The following is a 15549-nucleotide window of genomic DNA, read 5'->3' as shown; positions in this document are numbered from 1 at the left end:
GGGATGTCGCTTTGTAAAGTCGGCGACGAGGCTCGCGATCGCACTTTCACTGCGAACAGCACGCATCGAATTGTAGCCTATGCTTAAATGGCTACCGGGGTCCTGTGGTCACATTGGGGACAGGTCTTCGGGCTTCATCTTCCCGCGCTGCTTTTCGGCTTGCTCGTAGATGCGGGCAATGTACTTCTCGAGCTTGACCCGCTCCACGCGCCATTGCCCGCGCCCACCCACCTGGATGGCCGGGAGGTCACCGGACTTCACTAGCGCGTACATCTGCGACTGACTCACCGCCAACTCCTCAGCAACATCGGGAAGTGTCATGAAACGGGGCGAGTTGGTCATGAGCCGATACTATTCGCCGATAAAGCGATCTTCGATGCGCCCCGCCAGAGTGTTAGGAGGAGCTTGCTGCACGTTTTCAGCGAAGCCCCTCCTAACTAGTGCGACTGCGTATCACATAGGCGCAGTCTCGGCAATTAGTACCAGGATCGCCGCGACGGCAACACCGTACCCTCCCATAGCGACTGCTGCGTATCCCCACAGCTTGCCTTTGTCTCTCCACTTCGCACCCGAACCATCGGGCGATCTCGTGTCCGAAAAGGCGAGGAGAAAACCGCCTATTGCTACGAAGGAAGCACCGACACAATTAGCCAGCGTGGCCTTCGCTGCAACTAGGGCGAAGGTGTATGGGACAAACACGATGATCAAGAAGAGAAAGAAGACGCCAACCGTCACCCTGTATAAATCGCGACTCTCGGGAGTCATTGGTGTCTGGTTCTTATCCCCTACGGGTTCAGTACTAACTTGTTCTGCCATGTCAGTACTTCGTAATTGTCAGGTTAGACGCGGGGCACGAATCGGCGAGTCGGACCAGGGCCGCCTTCTCGCGTGAGTCGACGGTCATTCCCCAGCGTGCTTTGACCGTGACCCATTGAGCGACGTAAGAGCACCGATTAAGCGGTGGCAGCCAGTCCTCAGGCCCCTTCGCCTGCTTCTGCTGGTTCAGCAGCGTCGTCTGGGCGTTCAGGGTGCCGGCATAACCGATGTCGTTGTAGAACGCGACGCGGCGGGCCTGCGTCCAGCTTCTCCCCCCAGAACCCCAGGCCTCGGCGACGGGGACGGTGTGGTCGATCTGCACGGTGGACGCGGAGGTATGGGTCTTGTTGTCCCAGCTTGTGATCCAGCGTCCCTTGGCGACGGTGCAGTTGCGGGCCGTTGTATAGGTGAGAGCGGCCTTGGTTTCGGTGACGAGGACCTCGGCACGCGTGTTCTGGCAGTCGCGGTCGGCATCATTCCAATCTCCGAAGTATCGGGTCCGGTCATAGCCGACATTGTTCTCGTTTGCCACGGGCAGTGCGCGTGCTGCGGCGCGGAGGGTAGTGACGTAGGTGGCTCCTGCTTCGGCGGGAGCGGTAATGCCGGTGAAGAGCAGCCCGGCGGTAAGGACGGCGATGAGCCCCGATCTGATTTTCATGTGTATCCCGTAGTCATAGGCGTCCCCTTTGAACGCTTTTCGAAGATTTGCTCGGGATGTCACACGCCGGCCAAAAACTGAGCAGATCTTGAGCCAATGCGTTCGATTCGGACCGTTCCCATGATTGGGTCCGAGTGCATTTCGCGGGCTCAGGGACTGGCAGGATCTGACTGTCACCACCAGACCCTACTGTTCCCCGCGTGGGTCAGAACAAGCGGTATGCCGAGCACTACGGCCGCTTGATGGACGAGCGGATCGGCAAGTAGGCCGATACCTGCCATGACCCGATGCACTCGCTCAGGGAGCAGAATGGGACAATCGGTCTCTACTAGGGGGAAATTTGAAGAAGTACCTTGCACCGCTCAGTCTTGCTGCACTCCTACTAACTGGATGTGCGGGAGGAGAAGCGACCCCCGCGGAGACAGCATCTGAAGCTGTTGAGTCGTCACAAGCACCGACCATGACCGAGACGCCTGTCGTTTCTGAGCCCTCACAGCTACCCACGGAGGAAACCACAGAAGCTGCGGCGGAGATCACTGGTCCCAGCACCTGCTCCTTCGAAACTGGAACTGGGACAACTGGCACAGTAGCCGTGCCTGGCGAGATCCCCGCTGAAGTAGAAGAACTCCGCCAACTAGTAGGCGGCCCAGAAACCACCTTCATCACTGCCGAAGTCGACAACAGGGCAGGAGCCGAGGAGTTCATCTTCTACGAGTTGTGGGTGTATGACCCCGAGGGCGTTCAGCACGTCTACACCGACGTCAGCGAGTACCTCTCCGAACTCCGTGACCTCCTACCCGAGGACGCGCCAGCGGAGAAATACAACCGCTTCATTGATGCCAGCAACTCGCTCTCCGGAGACTCGACCCAGCCCCTTCAAGCAAGGACAATCCTGCTGACAGGTGAACCCGTACCCGAGGAGATTACAGGCGTCCAGATCTCGACGGGGTTCGATCAACTGCCGACCACATTCAAGCAGTAGTTAGCCGTCGCGGTGTGGGTGTCGCTCGTCGAGCTTCCGACGGGTGATCTTGTCCGGGCCACCCAAGTCTCACGGGCCATCGAATACTCAACCCACTGCACCTGCGCGACTTCTTTCGTCCATGCCATCGCAAAACCCCTCACGGTCTGAACACGTTCGTCCGGGTAGGTGAGGGCAGCCCACACCTGTGGCGCCTTTTCCGTCGTCCAATAGACGCCTTCCGCGGGCTCCGGAAGGGAGATGGGCGGTATGAACCTATCTCTCGAGGGTGGGATGCCATGCCAGCCAGGGTGGGGTGTTCTCTCCATGGCCGCCACCGTAGACCCCACCGACGACAAAGCGCCCGCCCTCGAGGGGACGGGTGCTTTGTCGATCTCGATCAGTACTTCGTGATCATGAGTTGAGAGACCGGGCACTGGTCAGCAATGCATACCAGGGCTGCCTTCTCGCGTGGGTCCGCTACCCACTCAAGCCGTCCGCGTCCAAGCACACGCCATTTCCTGGACAGCAGCGGCGGTGAAATTTCCTGGACAGCAGCGGCGGAAGATACGGTTCCTCGAGCCCCACATCGACGCATGGCGGGAAGGGTGGGTCTGGCGCAACGCCGTCACCCCCGCCTAACCCTCATCTACGCTGAGCAGATGCATATAGGACAGCCGAGATGGGCAACAATCTGTTTTGTTGTCGGTGCTTCTATGATCGCTTGCACACTTGCGGCTTGGCGCCTCGGATGGGGCGTTAACGGCAGCGGCGAAGCTCCCGACCCATGGCTAGCCGCACTTTTTCTTGGTGGGACAGCCCTATTACTTGTCGTTCTTGTCCAAAAGCTGGTCTCTGTGTTCCGGAGCGACTAACGAGACGCGGCAGCACACAGCGAAGCCCAGGTGAAGCGAGTAGTAGTCCGTTCAAGTGCGGTAGCCACTACGGTCGAAACGGCTCAAATGAATCGCCAGCATCTAAGGCATGGTCACTACCTGGCTCGCGCGGCTGCGAGCACACCGGAACTCGAAGCAGATTTCCCCGAAGTGCATTTGGTGCAAAGCACCTGACCCTACTATCCGGCCAGGGGGAAGTTGCAGCTCCTGTTCATGATGCCGGCGTGAGAGTTGTCGATGACGAAACGCCCCCACCCCGACAAGGGTGGGGGGTCACTGCATTAAGCCGGATCAATCGCTGGTTAGGCCGCCCACGAGTTCCGGAGCCCAAGGATGGGGTTGCACCACGACACCGTCGCTGGCGCATTCGCGGCGATCAGAGTCAGCAAGCGGCTGAAGCATTTCCGGAACGCCAGCAAGGCTGCCGGGGTGGCCACCGGTTGTTGCGGCAGAACTGAGGCGAAGCTCAGAAGATCGAGTCGATCCCATTCCACCCGGTGCCCATCTGCACTCGGGGCAGCCATCCACCCACACCGTTGCCCAGATACAGCCAAAGGTTGCCCTGGGGGTCGCGCCCCACCACGTCGGCGGTACGGTCCCCATTGAAATCCCCGGGGCTCATCAACGCGGTCAGTACATTCCAGCCGGATCCCACCCGCAGGCGTGGCAGCCACCCGCCCCTGCCGTTCCCCGGATACAGCCAGAGGTATCCAGTAGCAACTTCCCGTGCCAGGAGGTCCACCTGTCCGTCGCCGTTGAAGTCGCCCGGACCCATGAGTGAGTTGAAGGTATTCCAATTGCTTCCCACCGGTACCCGCGGAAACCATCCGCCCTTGCCGTTGCCCGGATACAGCCACAGGGTACCGGTCGCCCGCTCCCGGGCGAGAACATCGACGAACTGGTCGCCGTTGAAATCACCTGGCCCCACGATGGAATTCATGATGTTCCAGTTACTGCCCACCCGCACCCGCGGCAACCATCCGCCGGCCCCGTTCCCTGGATACAGCCACAGGATCCCGGTCGCCGCTTCACGGGCCAGCACGTCGGCCTTCCCGTCACCGTTGAAATCCCCCGGGGTCTCAAGTGCGTTCATCGAAGCCCAGCCCCCTCCGATACGCACCCCGCTCCACACCGTACCGTTCCCCTTCCCCCGATATAGCCGCAGATCACCGGTCGCGGCGACGCGTGCCACGATGTCGTTGTTCCAGTCGCCGTCCAGATCGGCGGTGGACCGGGAAAGGGTCGAGGCCGGGATGGCCAGGGGCGTGAAGGCGTAGGGCTCGCACGTCAGATCGTAGTCCCGTGTGTCGTCATACCACTGGGCGAGGTAGACCCGGCCGCCGGAGAAGCTGGGCTGCCGGCACCGATCGAGTGCTTCGCCCGGATAGTCGAGCCTCCCCGCGGTAGCCCACACCGGCACCCCGGATAGCCGCCACGATCCGGTGATTTCAGCCCAACCCGACGCATAGGAGTACAGGCCGTAGGAGATCCCCGCGTCGCGGAGGCCGCGCATCATTCCCTCGATGACGAGCCGGTTGTTCCGTTGCTGGGCGACGGTGCTCGTTGGCCAGGGTTGGGCGGGGCGCGGCTCGACATCGATCCATACGACCGGCGGACGGAAGCCGACCTTGTTCATGCTCGCCACGGCGAACTGTGCCTCGGCGTATCCCACATTGGACAATCGCGCAGCCGGGGTGGTTGCGACCCATGGCCCCCGGGAGCCGTAGGTGCTCAACTGCGCTGGGGTGGGATACGCAGCCATCGCGTAGCCGTGAGTCTTCTTGTTGTTGGTCCTGGTCCAGGCGACCTGGCTTGCCAGGCAAGGATTCTCCGTGAAGGGCAGACCTTTCGTCAGCCCGATAATGACGAACTGGGTGGAAGCCGGCGGCAAGGGCAGACCGAACCCGCCGACGGCGGCCGGGCACTGAGGCCAGGACACATCGTGACCATAGAGGGGTGCGGCGTGGACAGGCGGCGCGACGGTCACGAATCCGAATAGGAGCGCAAGTGCTGTCCCGACAGCTACTGCCATCCGCCGGAGAGAGCTAACCATCATGGCGACCACCTCATCGAAGATGACGATTTTACCGCCGACTGCGGGTCTCTAGTCGATCGGAGAACATCACAATTGAGGGCGTAGCCGAGGTCAAGCCCGCTCAAGCCTAGGAGCCATTCAGCGACATAGTTGGAGAAGATTGAAATCAAGTGGGCCACGCCATCCTGGGCCCTCTAGAGCAGCTCCACCGCGGTAAGGGGGTGTAAGTCCCCTCTCCGGTCCGAGGGCACTCCTCTGGCATAGCGCCTATCTCTCTAGTCCTGCACCACGCCCAGCAGCAGGGGTCACCCCCCTCCCTCCCCCACTCACGGCGGCACTTATGGCATAGGGCCTGCCACCGTGTATAAGACTCGAACCTTTCTCACGCGCGTGAGGGGTGGGGGTCATCCCCTCCCCCTTCAGGGATCGCTCCTCTGGCATAGCGACGTTCCCACTCATCGCGTTTTTCCACAGGAAGAAACTCCAACTGCCCTTCCTCTGGGCGCGGGGCGTGGAAAGAAACCTGTGGGGGATATATGTCGCTATGCCAGAGGAGCGAAGTCTGAGTAGGAGGAAGGGTGTTACCCCTACCCCGGCATCCGTACTCGACGATTGCGTAGACGATAGGCGCCTGCTGTCGAACCCAGCCCGAGGCGTCACCTTGCCCCGGAAGAACAAGAAGCTCCATATCTACCTCTCGCACGATCAGATTCATGCACTTGCTGGGGAGAGCAAGTACCCGACGCTCATCCTTGTACTGGCCTACTGCGCGCTCCGCTGGGGCGAAGCGGTCGCTCTGCGGGTCAAGGACCTGGACATGCTCAAGCGCCGCATCCTCGTGGCGGAGAACGCCGTGGAAGTCGCGGGCCGCATTGAGGTCGGCACTCCAAAGAATCACAAGCGCCGGTCAGTGCCCTTCCCGCGGTTCCTGGCCGAACGGCTCGCTGCACAGTGCGAGGGTAAGTCTCGAGACCAGTTGGGGTTCCCGGCGAGAGCGGCGACTACCTGCGTTCCACAAGGGTGCAGGAGGACCGCGGTGGGTGGTTCTCTGGTGGTGTGAAGCGGGCCGGCATCCCGCGCATCACACCACATGATCCAAGGCATTCTGCGGCGAGCTTCGCTGTAGCGTCCGGCGCGAACGTGAAAACCATCCAGCGGATGCTGGGGCACAGCTCGGCGGCAATGACCCTGGACGTCCACGCGGACCTGTTCGACGGGGATCTTGATGAGGTTTCCGACGCCCTAGATCGCGCTGTCTCTCAGGCGAGCGTGGGCAAGATGTGGGCATGAGCCTGAACGGTTAGACACAAGAGGCCGGTACTTCCCCTATTGCTAGCGGAAGTACCGGCCTCTTCTTGCTGTGGCAGATGAGGGATTCGAACCCCCGTAGGCGTTGCCAGCTGATTTACAGTCAGCCCCCTTTGGCCGCTCGGGTAATCTGCCGAACGTCTTCACAGGAAGACCGCCCGCAGCAAGCGCGGGCAAGACAACTTTACAGACAAACCGCCCCGGAGACGAATCGGGCCGCCGATCACCGTCCTGCAGCCACTCGGCGCTCGATCTGCGCATAGAAGGCGTCGGCCTGCCCGAGGGTGACCATGCGCAGCAGGACGGCCCGGTCGAGGTCGGCGCGGACACCGGCAAGGCGTTCCGTCGAGGACTGCGCCGGAACCGCGACGGCGGTCGGCGAGGCGACGGTGACGGCCGGGTCCAGCGCGAGGGTGCTGTCGCTCGACTCGTGGTCCGCGGTGTCCGTGCTCGTCGCCAGGACGCGTGGGGGCACGGCGAGCGCCGGGGCTGCGGCGAAGCCCGTGAGGGCCGCCGCGGTGGCAGCAGCGAGGAAGGACCCCGCCAGGGCCTTGCGGAGTCGGATCTGGTAGCGGCGGCGTGGCGTCTCGGACATCGGGCTCCTCGGGGTGCGGTGGATGCTCACCACCGTGCCACCGGCACTTGTGCAGGTCCCCTGCGGTTCCTGAGCGCCCGCTGGAAGATCGGCGCGGCCTCCGAGGGGTTGCGGATATTCTTGGAGTCAAGAGACCCAACCACCCCGAGGAGGCACCGTGGCGAGCGAATCCACGTTCGACGTCGTAAGCAAAGTGGACAAGCAGGAGGTGGCCAACGCGCTGAACCAGGCACAGAAGGAGATCGCCCAGCGCTACGACTTCAAGGGGGTCGGCGCCGAGGTCGACTTCAGCGGCGAGAAGATCCTCATGAAGGCGAACTCGGAGGAGCGCGTCCTGGCCGTGCTCGACGTCCTGCAGTCCAAGATGATCAAGCGCGGCATCTCCCTGAAGTCCCTGGACACCGGCGAGCCGTTCCCCTCGGGCAAGGAATTCCGGCTCGAGACCTCCATCAAGGAGGGCATCGCGCAGGACATCGCGAAGAAGATCAACAAGCTCATCCGCGACGAGGGCCCCAAGGGTGTCAAGTCCCAGATCCAGGGCGACGAGCTGCGGGTCAGCTCGAAGTCCCGGGACGACCTGCAGGCCACCATGGCGCTGCTCAAGAACTTCGACGAGGCAGACCTGCAGTTCGTGAACATGCGCTGACGCGCTCGACGTGATCGCACCGTACGACGGCGGCCCCTCCCGAGGTGGGGCCGCCGTCGTCGTCTGCCCGTCCTGGGCCTGCCCCTCGAGGGGGCCGCTCAGCTCAGCGGACGCCGGGCCATGCCCTCGAGGCGTGCGATGCGCTGGTCCATCGGCGGGTGCGTCGCGAACAGCTTGGCCACGCCGCCGCCCTTGAACGGGTTGGCGATCATCAGGTGCGAGGTGTTCACGAGGCGCTGGTCCTGCGGGAGCGGGGCACGCTGGGTTCCGCTCGCGAGCTTCCGGAGTGCCGACGCGAGGGCCAGCGGATCATCTGTGAGGGCGGCGCCGTCCTCGTCGGCGTCGAACTCACGGGTTCGGCCGATGGCTGTCTGGATGAGGCCCGCGGCGAGGGGAGCGAGAATCGCGAGCAACAGTGCGCCGATCGCACTGCCACCCTGGTTCCGGTTGCCGCCCATCATGCCGGTGAACGCGAACATCTGCGCCACCGAGGTGATGACGCCGGCGACTGCCGCAGCGATGGACCCGGTGAGGATGTCCCGGTTGTAGACATGCATCAGTTCGTGGCCGAGGACGCCGCGCAGTTCGCGCTCGTTGAGCAGCTGCAGGATGCCCTGGGTGCAGCACACGGCGGCGTTCTCCGGGTTGCGCCCCGTGGCGAACGCGTTGGGCGCCATGGTGGGCGACACATAGAGCCTGGGCATGGGCTTGTTGGCCCGTGTGCTGAGTTCCCGCACGATCCGGTACATCGCGGGCGCCTGCTGCTCGGTGACCTCGATGGCCTTCATGCTGCGGATCGCGATCTTGTCGCTGTTCCAGTAGCTGTAGGCGATGGACCCGACGCCGAACAGGGCGAACAGCCAGATGAACATCGAGCTGCCGGTCGCTCCCGCGATGACTGCGCCGAAGACGAGGAAGATCCCCATGAGGGCGCCGAACAACAACGCCGTCTTGGCACCGTTGAAATGGTTGTGCACTGCTACTCCTTGCGCTGGATGGGCCGGGCAGCCCATATGTACCCATTGGTACAACGGAATCTCCCAACGGCCTGTTCCACTCATCGTACGGGGGCAGGCTGCGGTGTCGCCGGGGAGATTCCTCCTCAGGGCTCGGGCCGGCGGGAGTCGTACTGCGCGAAGCGGGGCTGGCGGCGGGCGACGGCGAGGACCAGCACGGCGCACGCGATCCCTCCGACGACGGCGGTCCACCCCTCGCCCAGCCAGGCGGCCTGGCCGCCGGCCACCATGTCCCCGAGCCGCGGACCACCGGCGACGACGACGATGAAGACGCCCTGAAGACGGCCGCGCATCGCGTCCGGGGTGGCGGACTGGAGGATCGTGTTGCGGAAGACGCTGCTGATCGAGTCCGCGATGCCGGCGAGGACGAGGCAGAGCGCCGCGGGCAGCAGCCAGAGGGAGAACTCTCCTTCGCCCGGCGTCGGGAGGGAGGACGAGCCGGCCATGACGACGACCATCCCGAAGCCCGCCACGGAGGCACCCCAGCCCACGATCGACCACACCACCGCCTGACCCTGCTTGTGGACGCGGCCGAGCGGTCCCGAGAACAGCCCTGCCAGCACCGAGCCGAAGGCACTGGCGGCGAGCAGGATGCCCACCGTGAGTTCCCCTCCCCCGATGAGCACGGCGCCCACCGCGGGCAGCAGTGCCCGCGGCTGGGACGTGATCATGGCGATGAGGTCCACGACGAAGGTCATGCGGATGTTGGGCCGGGTCCCGAGGAAGCGGAACCCCTCGAGCACCGTGGCGGGTCCGGCGCGGCGGGTGGGCCCCTCGGGCGGCAGGGACGGGAGCCGGAACACGGCCCACAGCGCGAAGGTGAAGGTCACGACGTCGATCGTGTACGTCCAGGCGTAGCCCACCTGCGCCACGAGCAGCCCGGCGAGCAGCGGGCCGACAGTGAACGCGAGGCCGAACGTGATCATGCTGAGGGCGTTGGCCGCGGGCAGCAGTTCCGGCCGGACGAGCCGCGGGATGATCGAGCTCCGTGTGGGCTGGTTGATGCCGGCGGCACTCGACTGGACGGCGATCAGGAGGTAGAGCAGCCACACGCTGTCCACGCCGATCCAGGCCTGCGCGGCGATGGCCATGGTGGTGCCCCACAGCGCGATCCCGGAGTACAGCGCGACCGTGCGGCGGTCCTGCGCATCGGCGATCGCACCGCCGTACAGCCCCGCGACCACCAGCGGGACGAGCGCGAAGAGGCTGAGCAGACCCACGCTGAGGGTGGACTGCGTGAGCGAGTAGACCTGCAGGCTGACGGCGACGATGGTGAGCTGCGTGCCGATGGCCGAGAGCGCCGTGCCGACGTAGAGCCGGCGGAAGGCCGGCGACTCCTTCAGCGGGGTGATGTCGGCGAGGAGTCGGGGCACGGGAGCAGTCTAGCGCGGGAATGATTCGCTCCGGCAACGAATCAGGACCCCTCAGGCGGGGTCCCGGTCGCCGGCCTCGATGGCGCGGTCGATCTCCTGGAGCACCCGGCTGTCGGCGATCGGCCGGAAGTGGCCCATCGTCTCGAGCTGGACGTTCCGGGCGCCCTGCACGAAGCTGCCGCCCGGGATGTGGGGGTCGAACCGCCCGAAGATCGAGGTGATGCGCTGATTCGATTCGAGGTCGGCGCGCAGGCGATTGAGGGTGGGATCGTGCGGGGAGAACGCACGGATGCTCGGCAGGAGGAAGAAGTCGGCGTAGACGGACCCGGAGAACGGGGTGTTGACCGCCACGAGGCGGTTGATGCGCGGGCCCGCACTGGACATCGTCATGAGGAACTTGCCGATCAGGCCGCCCTTGCTATGGGCGACGACGATGACGTCCGTGAGGTCGTGGTCCTCGAGGTAGCCCGCGGCGAGCTGGGCCATGGCCTCGACCGTGCCACGGTTGTAGCCGAGCTTCTGCACCACGTGGATCGGGTGACCGGCCCGGTGCAGGTGGTCCGCGACGGGCCGCATGAACTGCCAGGTCTCGTAGATCCCGGGGATCAGGAGCACGGGGGCCTTGCCCTCCGGCGCGTCCGGGGCCGGCGTGAGGTACTGCGCGGGATCCACCCGGAAGAGGAAGCCCTGCACCTGCCAGAAACCGACATACGCGTAGTCCAGCACCCAGGCCCTGCCCCGCTTCAGAAGATCCACTCTGTCCACGGTACCGACCGGACGGACCGCGTGGGGCGCAAGTTAGTCCGTCCTTATTATGAGTTTCTCAGATTTACTGCTTGACTGGCGACATGATGCGGATGAGTGCGACGCCCGTGGCCCGCGAGGCCCGCTGGTCCGCCGCACTGCACGCCGCGGACCGGCGCGTGACGCGCCAGCGCCTCGCCGTCCTCGCCGCCGTCGAGCAGTCGCCGCACGCCACCGCCGACGACGCCGCGACCGCCGTCCGCGCCGACCTGCCGCACATCACGGTGCAGTCCGTCTACGTGATCCTCGCCGATCTCACCGACATCGGCCTGCTGCGCCGCATCGAGACCCCGCACTCCCCCGCCCGCTACGAGACCCGCGTGGGCGACAACCACCATCACGCCGTCTGCACCGGATGCGGCCGGATCGAGGACGTCGACTGCGCGGTGGGCCACGCGCCCTGCCTGACCCCCGAGTGGTCCCCCGGAGCCTCGCGCATGACCATCCAGATCGCAGAGGTCCTCTACCAGGGCCTCTGCGACGACTGCCGCACGGCAGCCCCCAGCCACCACTGATCCCCCAACCCCTAGGAATAGGAGCACTATGTCCGCGAACTTCAGCACCACGCAGTCCGGCGCCCCCGTCATCGATGACAGCAACTCGTCCGCCCTCGGCCGTGACGGCGCCATCCCGCTGACCGACCACTACCTCATCGAGAAGCTGGCCCAGTTCAACCGCGAGCGTGTCCCCGAGCGCGTGGTCCACGCCAAGGGTGGCGGAGCGTTCGGCGTCTTCGAGACCACCGAGGACGTCAGCATGTACACGCGCGCCGCGCTCTTCCAGAAGGGCACGACGACGGAGACCCTCCTCCGCTTCTCCTCCGTGGCGGGCGAGCAGGGCTCCCCCGACACCTGGCGCGACCCCCGCGGCTTCGCGCTCAAGTTCTACACCTCCGAGGGCAACTATGACCTCGTGGGCAACAACACCCCGGTGTTCTTCATCCGCGACGGCATCAAGTTCCCCGACTTCATCCACTCGCAGAAGCGCCTCCCCGGGACCAACCTGCGCGACGCCGACATGCAGTGGGACTTCTGGACGCTGAGCCCTGAGTCGGCCCACCAGGTGACCTGGCTGATGGGTGACCGCGGCCTGCCCAACTCGTGGCGGACCATGAACGGCTACGGCTCGCACACCTACATGTGGATCAACGAGTCCGACGAGAAGTTCTGGGTGAAGTACCACTTCAAGTCCAACCAGGGCCACGAGGTGCTGACGGTCGACGAGGCCGAGGCGCTCGCCGGCTCGGACGCCGACCACCACCTGCGCGACCTCTCGGAGAACATCGCGAAGGGCAACCACCCGAGCTGGGACCTCAAGGTCCAGATCATGCCCTACGACGACGCCAAGACCTACCGCTTCAACCCGTTCGACCTCACGAAGGTCTGGCCGCAGGGCGACTACCCGCTGATCCCCGTCGGCAGGCTGACCCTGAACCGCAACCCGGAGAACTACTTCGCGCAGATCGAGCAGGCCACGTTCGCGCCGTCGAACTTCGTGCCCGGAATCGCCGCGAGCCCCGACCGCATGCTGCAGGCGCGCATCTTCTCCTACGCGGACGCGCACCGCTACCGCGTCGGCACCAACCACGCGCAGCTGCCGGTGAACATGCCGAAGAACGAGGTGCGCAACTACTCGAAGGACGGCGCGGCGCGCTACCACTTCAATGCTGCGTCCACGCCGGTGTACGCACCGAACTCCGTGGGCGGTCCCGCTGCGGATCCCGCCCAGTACGGTGCGCACGGCGGCTGGGAGAACGACGGCGACCTCGTCCGTGCAGCCCACTCGCTGCACGCCGAGGACGACGACTTCGGCCAGGCCGGGACGCTGTACCGCGAGGTGTTCGACGACGCGCAGCGTGCGCGCTTCCTCGAGACCATCACCGGTGCCGTCGGCGGCGTGCAGAGCGACGAGATCCGGGCGCGGGCCGTCCAGTACTGGGCCAACGTCGATGCGGAGCTCGGCGCGAAGCTGGCCGCGAACCTCGGCCGCGGCGTCACGCCGGCCACCGAGTCGGAGGCCGCCCTCTACTAGGGGCCGGCAGACGCACGGGAAGGGCGGATCCGCACGGGTCCGCCCTTCCCGTATTCCGTCGGGATGCGGGGGACCACCCGCTGCCGGAGATGCTCGCCGAGGTCGGGGCGTGGCGGATCGCAGGGCGTGCCCGGAGGCCGGGTAGGACGAACGTGCCAACGGTGGAAGACTGCACTGGGAGCGGCCGGGCAGGCGCCGACGACGAGAGGCCACCATGCACGGTTCCACCGATAGCGACGGCGTGATGATCCGCCGCGACTTCACGATCCTGCACGACGACGGCATCCTCGAGGTCGTCTGGCGCCCCGGCATCGAGGTGGGCCCCGCGGTACTCGACGTCCTCGCGAACACCATCACGCACTTCCCGGACTGGCATCGGGCGCCGATGCTCGTGCATCTCAACGTGATCCGGCACATCACCCCGCAGGCACGGCAGATGCTCATCGCCTATCGCCACGTCGGTCTGATCGGGCTGACCGGTCGCGATCCCGTGGACCGGGTCCTGGCCGCCTTCATCGCACAGTCCCGCAGCCGGACCCGCTACTTCCTCCAGACCGCGGATGCCCGCGCCTGGCTCTCCGCCGTGCCGGCGCCGACCCCGCGGCGGTGCACCGTATCTACGGACGCGTGATGAATCCGTTGTCCACCATGAAGTCGAAGGCGACGTCGGCGGGCTCCTCGCCCTCGACGTCGACGCGCAGGTTCATGCTGCGCAGTGCCTCGTCCGTGAGGGACCGCGCGATCGCGTCGAACACGTCCTCGAGCTCCGGGAACTCCTCGAGCGTCTCGCCGAAGTACACGGGAGCGGCATTGTAGGCGGGGAAGAACCCGAGATCGTCCTCAAGGAGGGTCAGCCCCAGGGCGTCGATGCGCCCGTCGGTGGCGAACACCTCCCCGAAGTTGCAGGCGCCGGTATCGGTCGCACCGTAGATGGCGCCGGTGTCGTAGATGCCGATGTTCGCGTCCGGGACGCCGGTCGCCGCCCCGCGTTCCAGGCCGTAGTGCTGCAGCATGGGCGTCATGCCGTCCGCGCGGGAGTTGAACTCTGCCTCCACGCAGAACGTCCTCTGCTCGGGCGGCAACTGCGCGAGACCGGACATGGTGGTGATGCCACCGAGCTCGGGGACCGCCTCGGTCCGCACGGCCATGGCGTAGGTGTTGTTCAGCGGCGCCGGTTCACCCCAGACGAGGCCGTTGGGCACATCTGCGTCGCGGACGGCCGTCCACTGCTCCTGCTGGTCCGCGATCCCGGCCTCCTTGCCGAGGAACGCGAGCCAGGCCGTCCCGGTGTACTCCCACGTCACATCGGCCTCGCCCGACACGATGAGGTCGCGGACGGGCTGGGACCCGGGCGCGTTCGTCAGGTCGGTGACGTCGAACCCCGCCGCCTGCGCGGCCAGCACGGAAATCTTCCCCAGGATCAGCTGCTCCGTGAAGTTCTTGGAGGTCACGGTGAGCGGGGCGCCCTCGACCCCCTCGATCGGCTGGATGGACCCCGGGCCGGACGCGGGGACGTAGGACGTGGCGGGCTGCAGCCCGCATCCCGCCAGGAGGGCAGCGGCTGCGACGCTGCCGGCCAGCACGATGGCGCCGCCCGCGCGTCCGCCCCGGACGCGGCTCATGCGAGTCCTTTCGGGCGGGCCAGGAGCTCGACGACGCGCCCGGCCCAGTCCACGAGCAGGGCCAGGAGGGCGACGATGACGGCTCCGGCGACGAGGACGCGGGACAGGTTCAGGTTCACGCCGGTGGTGATGAGGATCCCGAGTCCGCCGCCGTTGATGAACGTGGACAGCGCCGCGGTGCCGACGAGCAGCACCAGCGCGGTGCGGATCCCCGCGAGCATGATGGGGACCGCGAGCGGGAGTTCCACGCGGAGGAGGACCGCGGCGGCGCTCATGCCCATCCCCCGGCCCGCCTCGACCAGCCGCTCGTCCACCTGCCCGATGCCGACCATGGTGTTCCTCAGGACCGGCAGCAGTGCGTAGACCACGAGCGCCGTCACAGCGGCCCGGAAGCCGAAGCCGAGCCAGGCGGCCAGCAGGACCACGAGCCCGATCGCGGGCGCCGACTGGCCGATGTTCACGATGGCGAGCACGGGGCCCGCGATCCGCCGGAAGGGCGGGCGGGTGAGGAGGATGCCGAGCGGGACCGCGATGGCGAGGACGATCACCGCGGAGAGCAGGGTCAGGGCGAGGTGCTCGCCCGTGTAGGTGAGCAGCGAGGCGGGGTTGAGGGTGATCTGCTCGGTCGGAGTCAGTTCGGCGCTCAGGAGCCAGGCGGCCAGGAGGGCGCCGGCCACCAGGATGACCGCGAGCTGCCGCAGGAGCGGGACCCAGCCCCGATCGGTGCTGACGAGGAGGGGATCGTTCGCGCCGCCCGGCAGGGCGGCCCCCTGCGCGGCGCCGCGCGC

The 15549-nt window shown here is 65.8% G+C and carries 17 protein-coding genes, 1 tRNA gene and 1 pseudogene; 8 read left to right on the top strand and 11 right to left on the bottom strand.

The genetic code is table 11. The features are described from left to right. Nucleotides 1–108 precede the first annotated feature (108 nt). From AC4D2O_RS10785 to AC4D2O_RS10775, 3 genes are all read right to left on the bottom strand, one after another. Complete coding sequence (locus AC4D2O_RS10785) at nt 109–342, bottom strand: helix-turn-helix domain-containing protein (RefSeq protein ID WP_490907169.1); 234 nt, start codon at nt 340–342, stop codon at nt 109–111. A gap of 111 nt (nt 343–453) precedes the next feature. Then, on the bottom strand, nt 454–816 hold the full coding sequence (locus AC4D2O_RS10780; protein ID WP_490907167.1) for a hypothetical protein: 363 nt from the start codon (nt 814–816) through the stop codon (nt 454–456). Between the two features lies 1 nt (nt 817). Beyond that, nucleotides 818–1474, bottom strand: a complete 657-nt coding sequence (locus AC4D2O_RS10775) for an HNH endonuclease family protein (RefSeq protein ID WP_490907164.1) — start codon at nt 1472–1474, stop codon at nt 818–820. Between the two features lie 340 nt (nt 1475–1814). Here AC4D2O_RS10775 and AC4D2O_RS10770 point away from each other — a divergent pair, with 340 nt between their 5' ends. Beyond that, on the top strand, nt 1815–2456 hold the full coding sequence (locus AC4D2O_RS10770) for a hypothetical protein (RefSeq protein ID WP_490907162.1): 642 nt from the start codon (nt 1815–1817) through the stop codon (nt 2454–2456). Nucleotides 2457–3797: 1341 nt separating this feature from the next. Here the strand turns inward: AC4D2O_RS10770 and AC4D2O_RS10765 are convergent. Continuing rightward, nucleotides 3798–5318, bottom strand: coding sequence for an FG-GAP repeat domain-containing protein (locus AC4D2O_RS10765; protein WP_490907159.1), 1521 nt, complete (start codon nt 5316–5318; stop codon nt 3798–3800). Nucleotides 5319–5763: 445 nt separating this feature from the next. On the opposite strand from AC4D2O_RS10765, the gene AC4D2O_RS10760 reads away from it, so the two are divergent. The 3 genes and pseudogenes from AC4D2O_RS10760 to AC4D2O_RS10750 all read left to right on the top strand — a co-directional run bounded on the left by AC4D2O_RS10760 (nt 5764) and on the right by AC4D2O_RS10750 (nt 6656). Then, nucleotides 5764–6426: a tyrosine-type recombinase/integrase gene (locus AC4D2O_RS10760; RefSeq protein ID WP_490907157.1), complete on the top strand. Its 663-nt coding sequence runs from the start codon at nt 5764–5766 to the stop codon at nt 6424–6426. Next, nucleotides 6387–6494 (top strand): annotated as a pseudogene (locus tag AC4D2O_RS10755) (hypothetical protein); the annotation flags it as partial. The gene AC4D2O_RS10760 and the pseudogene AC4D2O_RS10755, both read left to right, overlap by 40 nt. 12 nt (nt 6495–6506) lie before the next feature. Continuing rightward, nucleotides 6507–6656, top strand: coding sequence for a hypothetical protein (locus tag AC4D2O_RS10750; RefSeq protein ID WP_490907514.1), 150 nt, complete (start codon nt 6507–6509; stop codon nt 6654–6656). A 71-nt stretch (nt 6657–6727) separates the two neighbouring features. Here the strand turns inward: AC4D2O_RS10750 and AC4D2O_RS10745 are convergent. Both AC4D2O_RS10745 and AC4D2O_RS10740 read right to left on the bottom strand, forming a co-directional pair. Beyond that, nucleotides 6728–6809: transfer RNA gene (locus AC4D2O_RS10745), tRNA-Tyr, on the bottom strand. An 88-nt stretch (nt 6810–6897) separates the two neighbouring features. Then, on the bottom strand, nt 6898–7269 hold the full coding sequence (locus tag AC4D2O_RS10740; RefSeq protein ID WP_490907154.1) for a hypothetical protein: 372 nt from the start codon (nt 7267–7269) through the stop codon (nt 6898–6900). Nucleotides 7270–7426: 157 nt separating this feature from the next. On the opposite strand from AC4D2O_RS10740, the gene AC4D2O_RS10735 reads away from it, so the two are divergent. Beyond that, nucleotides 7427–7915, top strand: a complete 489-nt coding sequence (locus AC4D2O_RS10735) for a YajQ family cyclic di-GMP-binding protein (protein ID WP_104051037.1) — start codon at nt 7427–7429, stop codon at nt 7913–7915. Between the two features lie 98 nt (nt 7916–8013). Here AC4D2O_RS10735 and htpX read toward each other — a convergent pair whose 3' ends face one another. The 3 genes from htpX to AC4D2O_RS10720 all read right to left on the bottom strand — a co-directional run bounded on the left by htpX (nt 8014) and on the right by AC4D2O_RS10720 (nt 11060). Beyond that, nucleotides 8014–8892, bottom strand: a complete 879-nt coding sequence (htpX, locus tag AC4D2O_RS10730; protein WP_490907150.1) for a zinc metalloprotease HtpX — start codon at nt 8890–8892, stop codon at nt 8014–8016. 125 nt (nt 8893–9017) lie between these two features. Continuing rightward, complete coding sequence (locus tag AC4D2O_RS10725) at nt 9018–10304, bottom strand: MFS transporter (RefSeq protein WP_490907148.1); 1287 nt, start codon at nt 10302–10304, stop codon at nt 9018–9020. Nucleotides 10305–10355: 51 nt separating this feature from the next. Further along, the gene (locus AC4D2O_RS10720; protein WP_490907146.1) at nt 10356–11060 is read right to left on the bottom strand and encodes an esterase/lipase family protein; all 705 of its coding nucleotides are present in this window, start codon (nt 11058–11060) and stop codon (nt 10356–10358) included. Between the two features lie 101 nt (nt 11061–11161). Here AC4D2O_RS10720 and AC4D2O_RS10715 point away from each other — a divergent pair, with 101 nt between their 5' ends. From AC4D2O_RS10715 to AC4D2O_RS10705, 3 genes are all read left to right on the top strand, one after another. Next, nucleotides 11162–11623, top strand: coding sequence for a Fur family transcriptional regulator (locus AC4D2O_RS10715; protein WP_490907505.1), 462 nt, complete (start codon nt 11162–11164; stop codon nt 11621–11623). A 28-nt stretch (nt 11624–11651) separates the two neighbouring features. Beyond that, the gene (locus AC4D2O_RS10710; RefSeq protein WP_490907143.1) at nt 11652–13139 is read left to right on the top strand and encodes a catalase; all 1488 of its coding nucleotides are present in this window, start codon (nt 11652–11654) and stop codon (nt 13137–13139) included. A 214-nt stretch (nt 13140–13353) separates the two neighbouring features. Further along, nucleotides 13354–13770: a hypothetical protein gene (locus tag AC4D2O_RS10705; RefSeq protein ID WP_490907139.1), complete on the top strand. Its 417-nt coding sequence runs from the start codon at nt 13354–13356 to the stop codon at nt 13768–13770. Here AC4D2O_RS10705 and AC4D2O_RS10700 read toward each other — a convergent pair. Both AC4D2O_RS10700 and AC4D2O_RS10695 read right to left on the bottom strand, forming a co-directional pair. Further along, nucleotides 13757–14761 carry a glycine betaine ABC transporter substrate-binding protein gene (locus AC4D2O_RS10700; RefSeq protein ID WP_490907134.1) on the bottom strand — a complete coding sequence of 335 codons (1005 nt, stop codon included), beginning with the start codon at nt 14759–14761 and terminating at the stop codon, nt 13757–13759. The two genes, AC4D2O_RS10705 and AC4D2O_RS10700, sit on opposite strands and share 14 nt — an antisense overlap. Next, nucleotides 14758–15522, bottom strand: a complete 765-nt coding sequence (locus AC4D2O_RS10695; RefSeq protein WP_490907504.1) for an ABC transporter permease — start codon at nt 15520–15522, stop codon at nt 14758–14760. The genes AC4D2O_RS10700 and AC4D2O_RS10695 overlap by 4 nt, the downstream gene beginning before the upstream one ends. Between the last annotated feature and the right edge of the window lie 27 nt (nt 15523–15549).

Source organism: Arthrobacter sp. TJ-238 (genome assembly GCF_058269215.1).
The sequence above is the reverse complement of the archived record's forward strand: the minus strand, read 5'-3'. Positions and strand labels throughout refer to the sequence as shown.

Coding starts and splice junctions, on each gene's coding strand:
- AC4D2O_RS10785 (WP_490907169.1), bottom strand. CDS start 342: ATGACCAACTCGCCCCGTTTCATGACACTTCCCGATGTTGCTGAGGAG.
- AC4D2O_RS10780 (WP_490907167.1), bottom strand. CDS start 816: ATGGCAGAACAAGTTAGTACTGAACCCGTAGGGGATAAGAACCAGACA.
- AC4D2O_RS10775 (WP_490907164.1), bottom strand. CDS start 1,474: ATGAAAATCAGATCGGGGCTCATCGCCGTCCTTACCGCCGGGCTGCTC.
- AC4D2O_RS10740 (WP_490907154.1), bottom strand. CDS start 7,269: ATGTCCGAGACGCCACGCCGCCGCTACCAGATCCGACTCCGCAAGGCC.
- AC4D2O_RS10715 (WP_490907505.1), top strand. CDS start 11,162: ATGAGTGCGACGCCCGTGGCCCGCGAGGCCCGCTGGTCCGCCGCACTG.
- AC4D2O_RS10710 (WP_490907143.1), top strand. CDS start 11,652: ATGTCCGCGAACTTCAGCACCACGCAGTCCGGCGCCCCCGTCATCGAT.
- AC4D2O_RS10705 (WP_490907139.1), top strand. CDS start 13,354: ATGCACGGTTCCACCGATAGCGACGGCGTGATGATCCGCCGCGACTTC.
- AC4D2O_RS10700 (WP_490907134.1), bottom strand. CDS start 14,761: ATGAGCCGCGTCCGGGGCGGACGCGCGGGCGGCGCCATCGTGCTGGCC.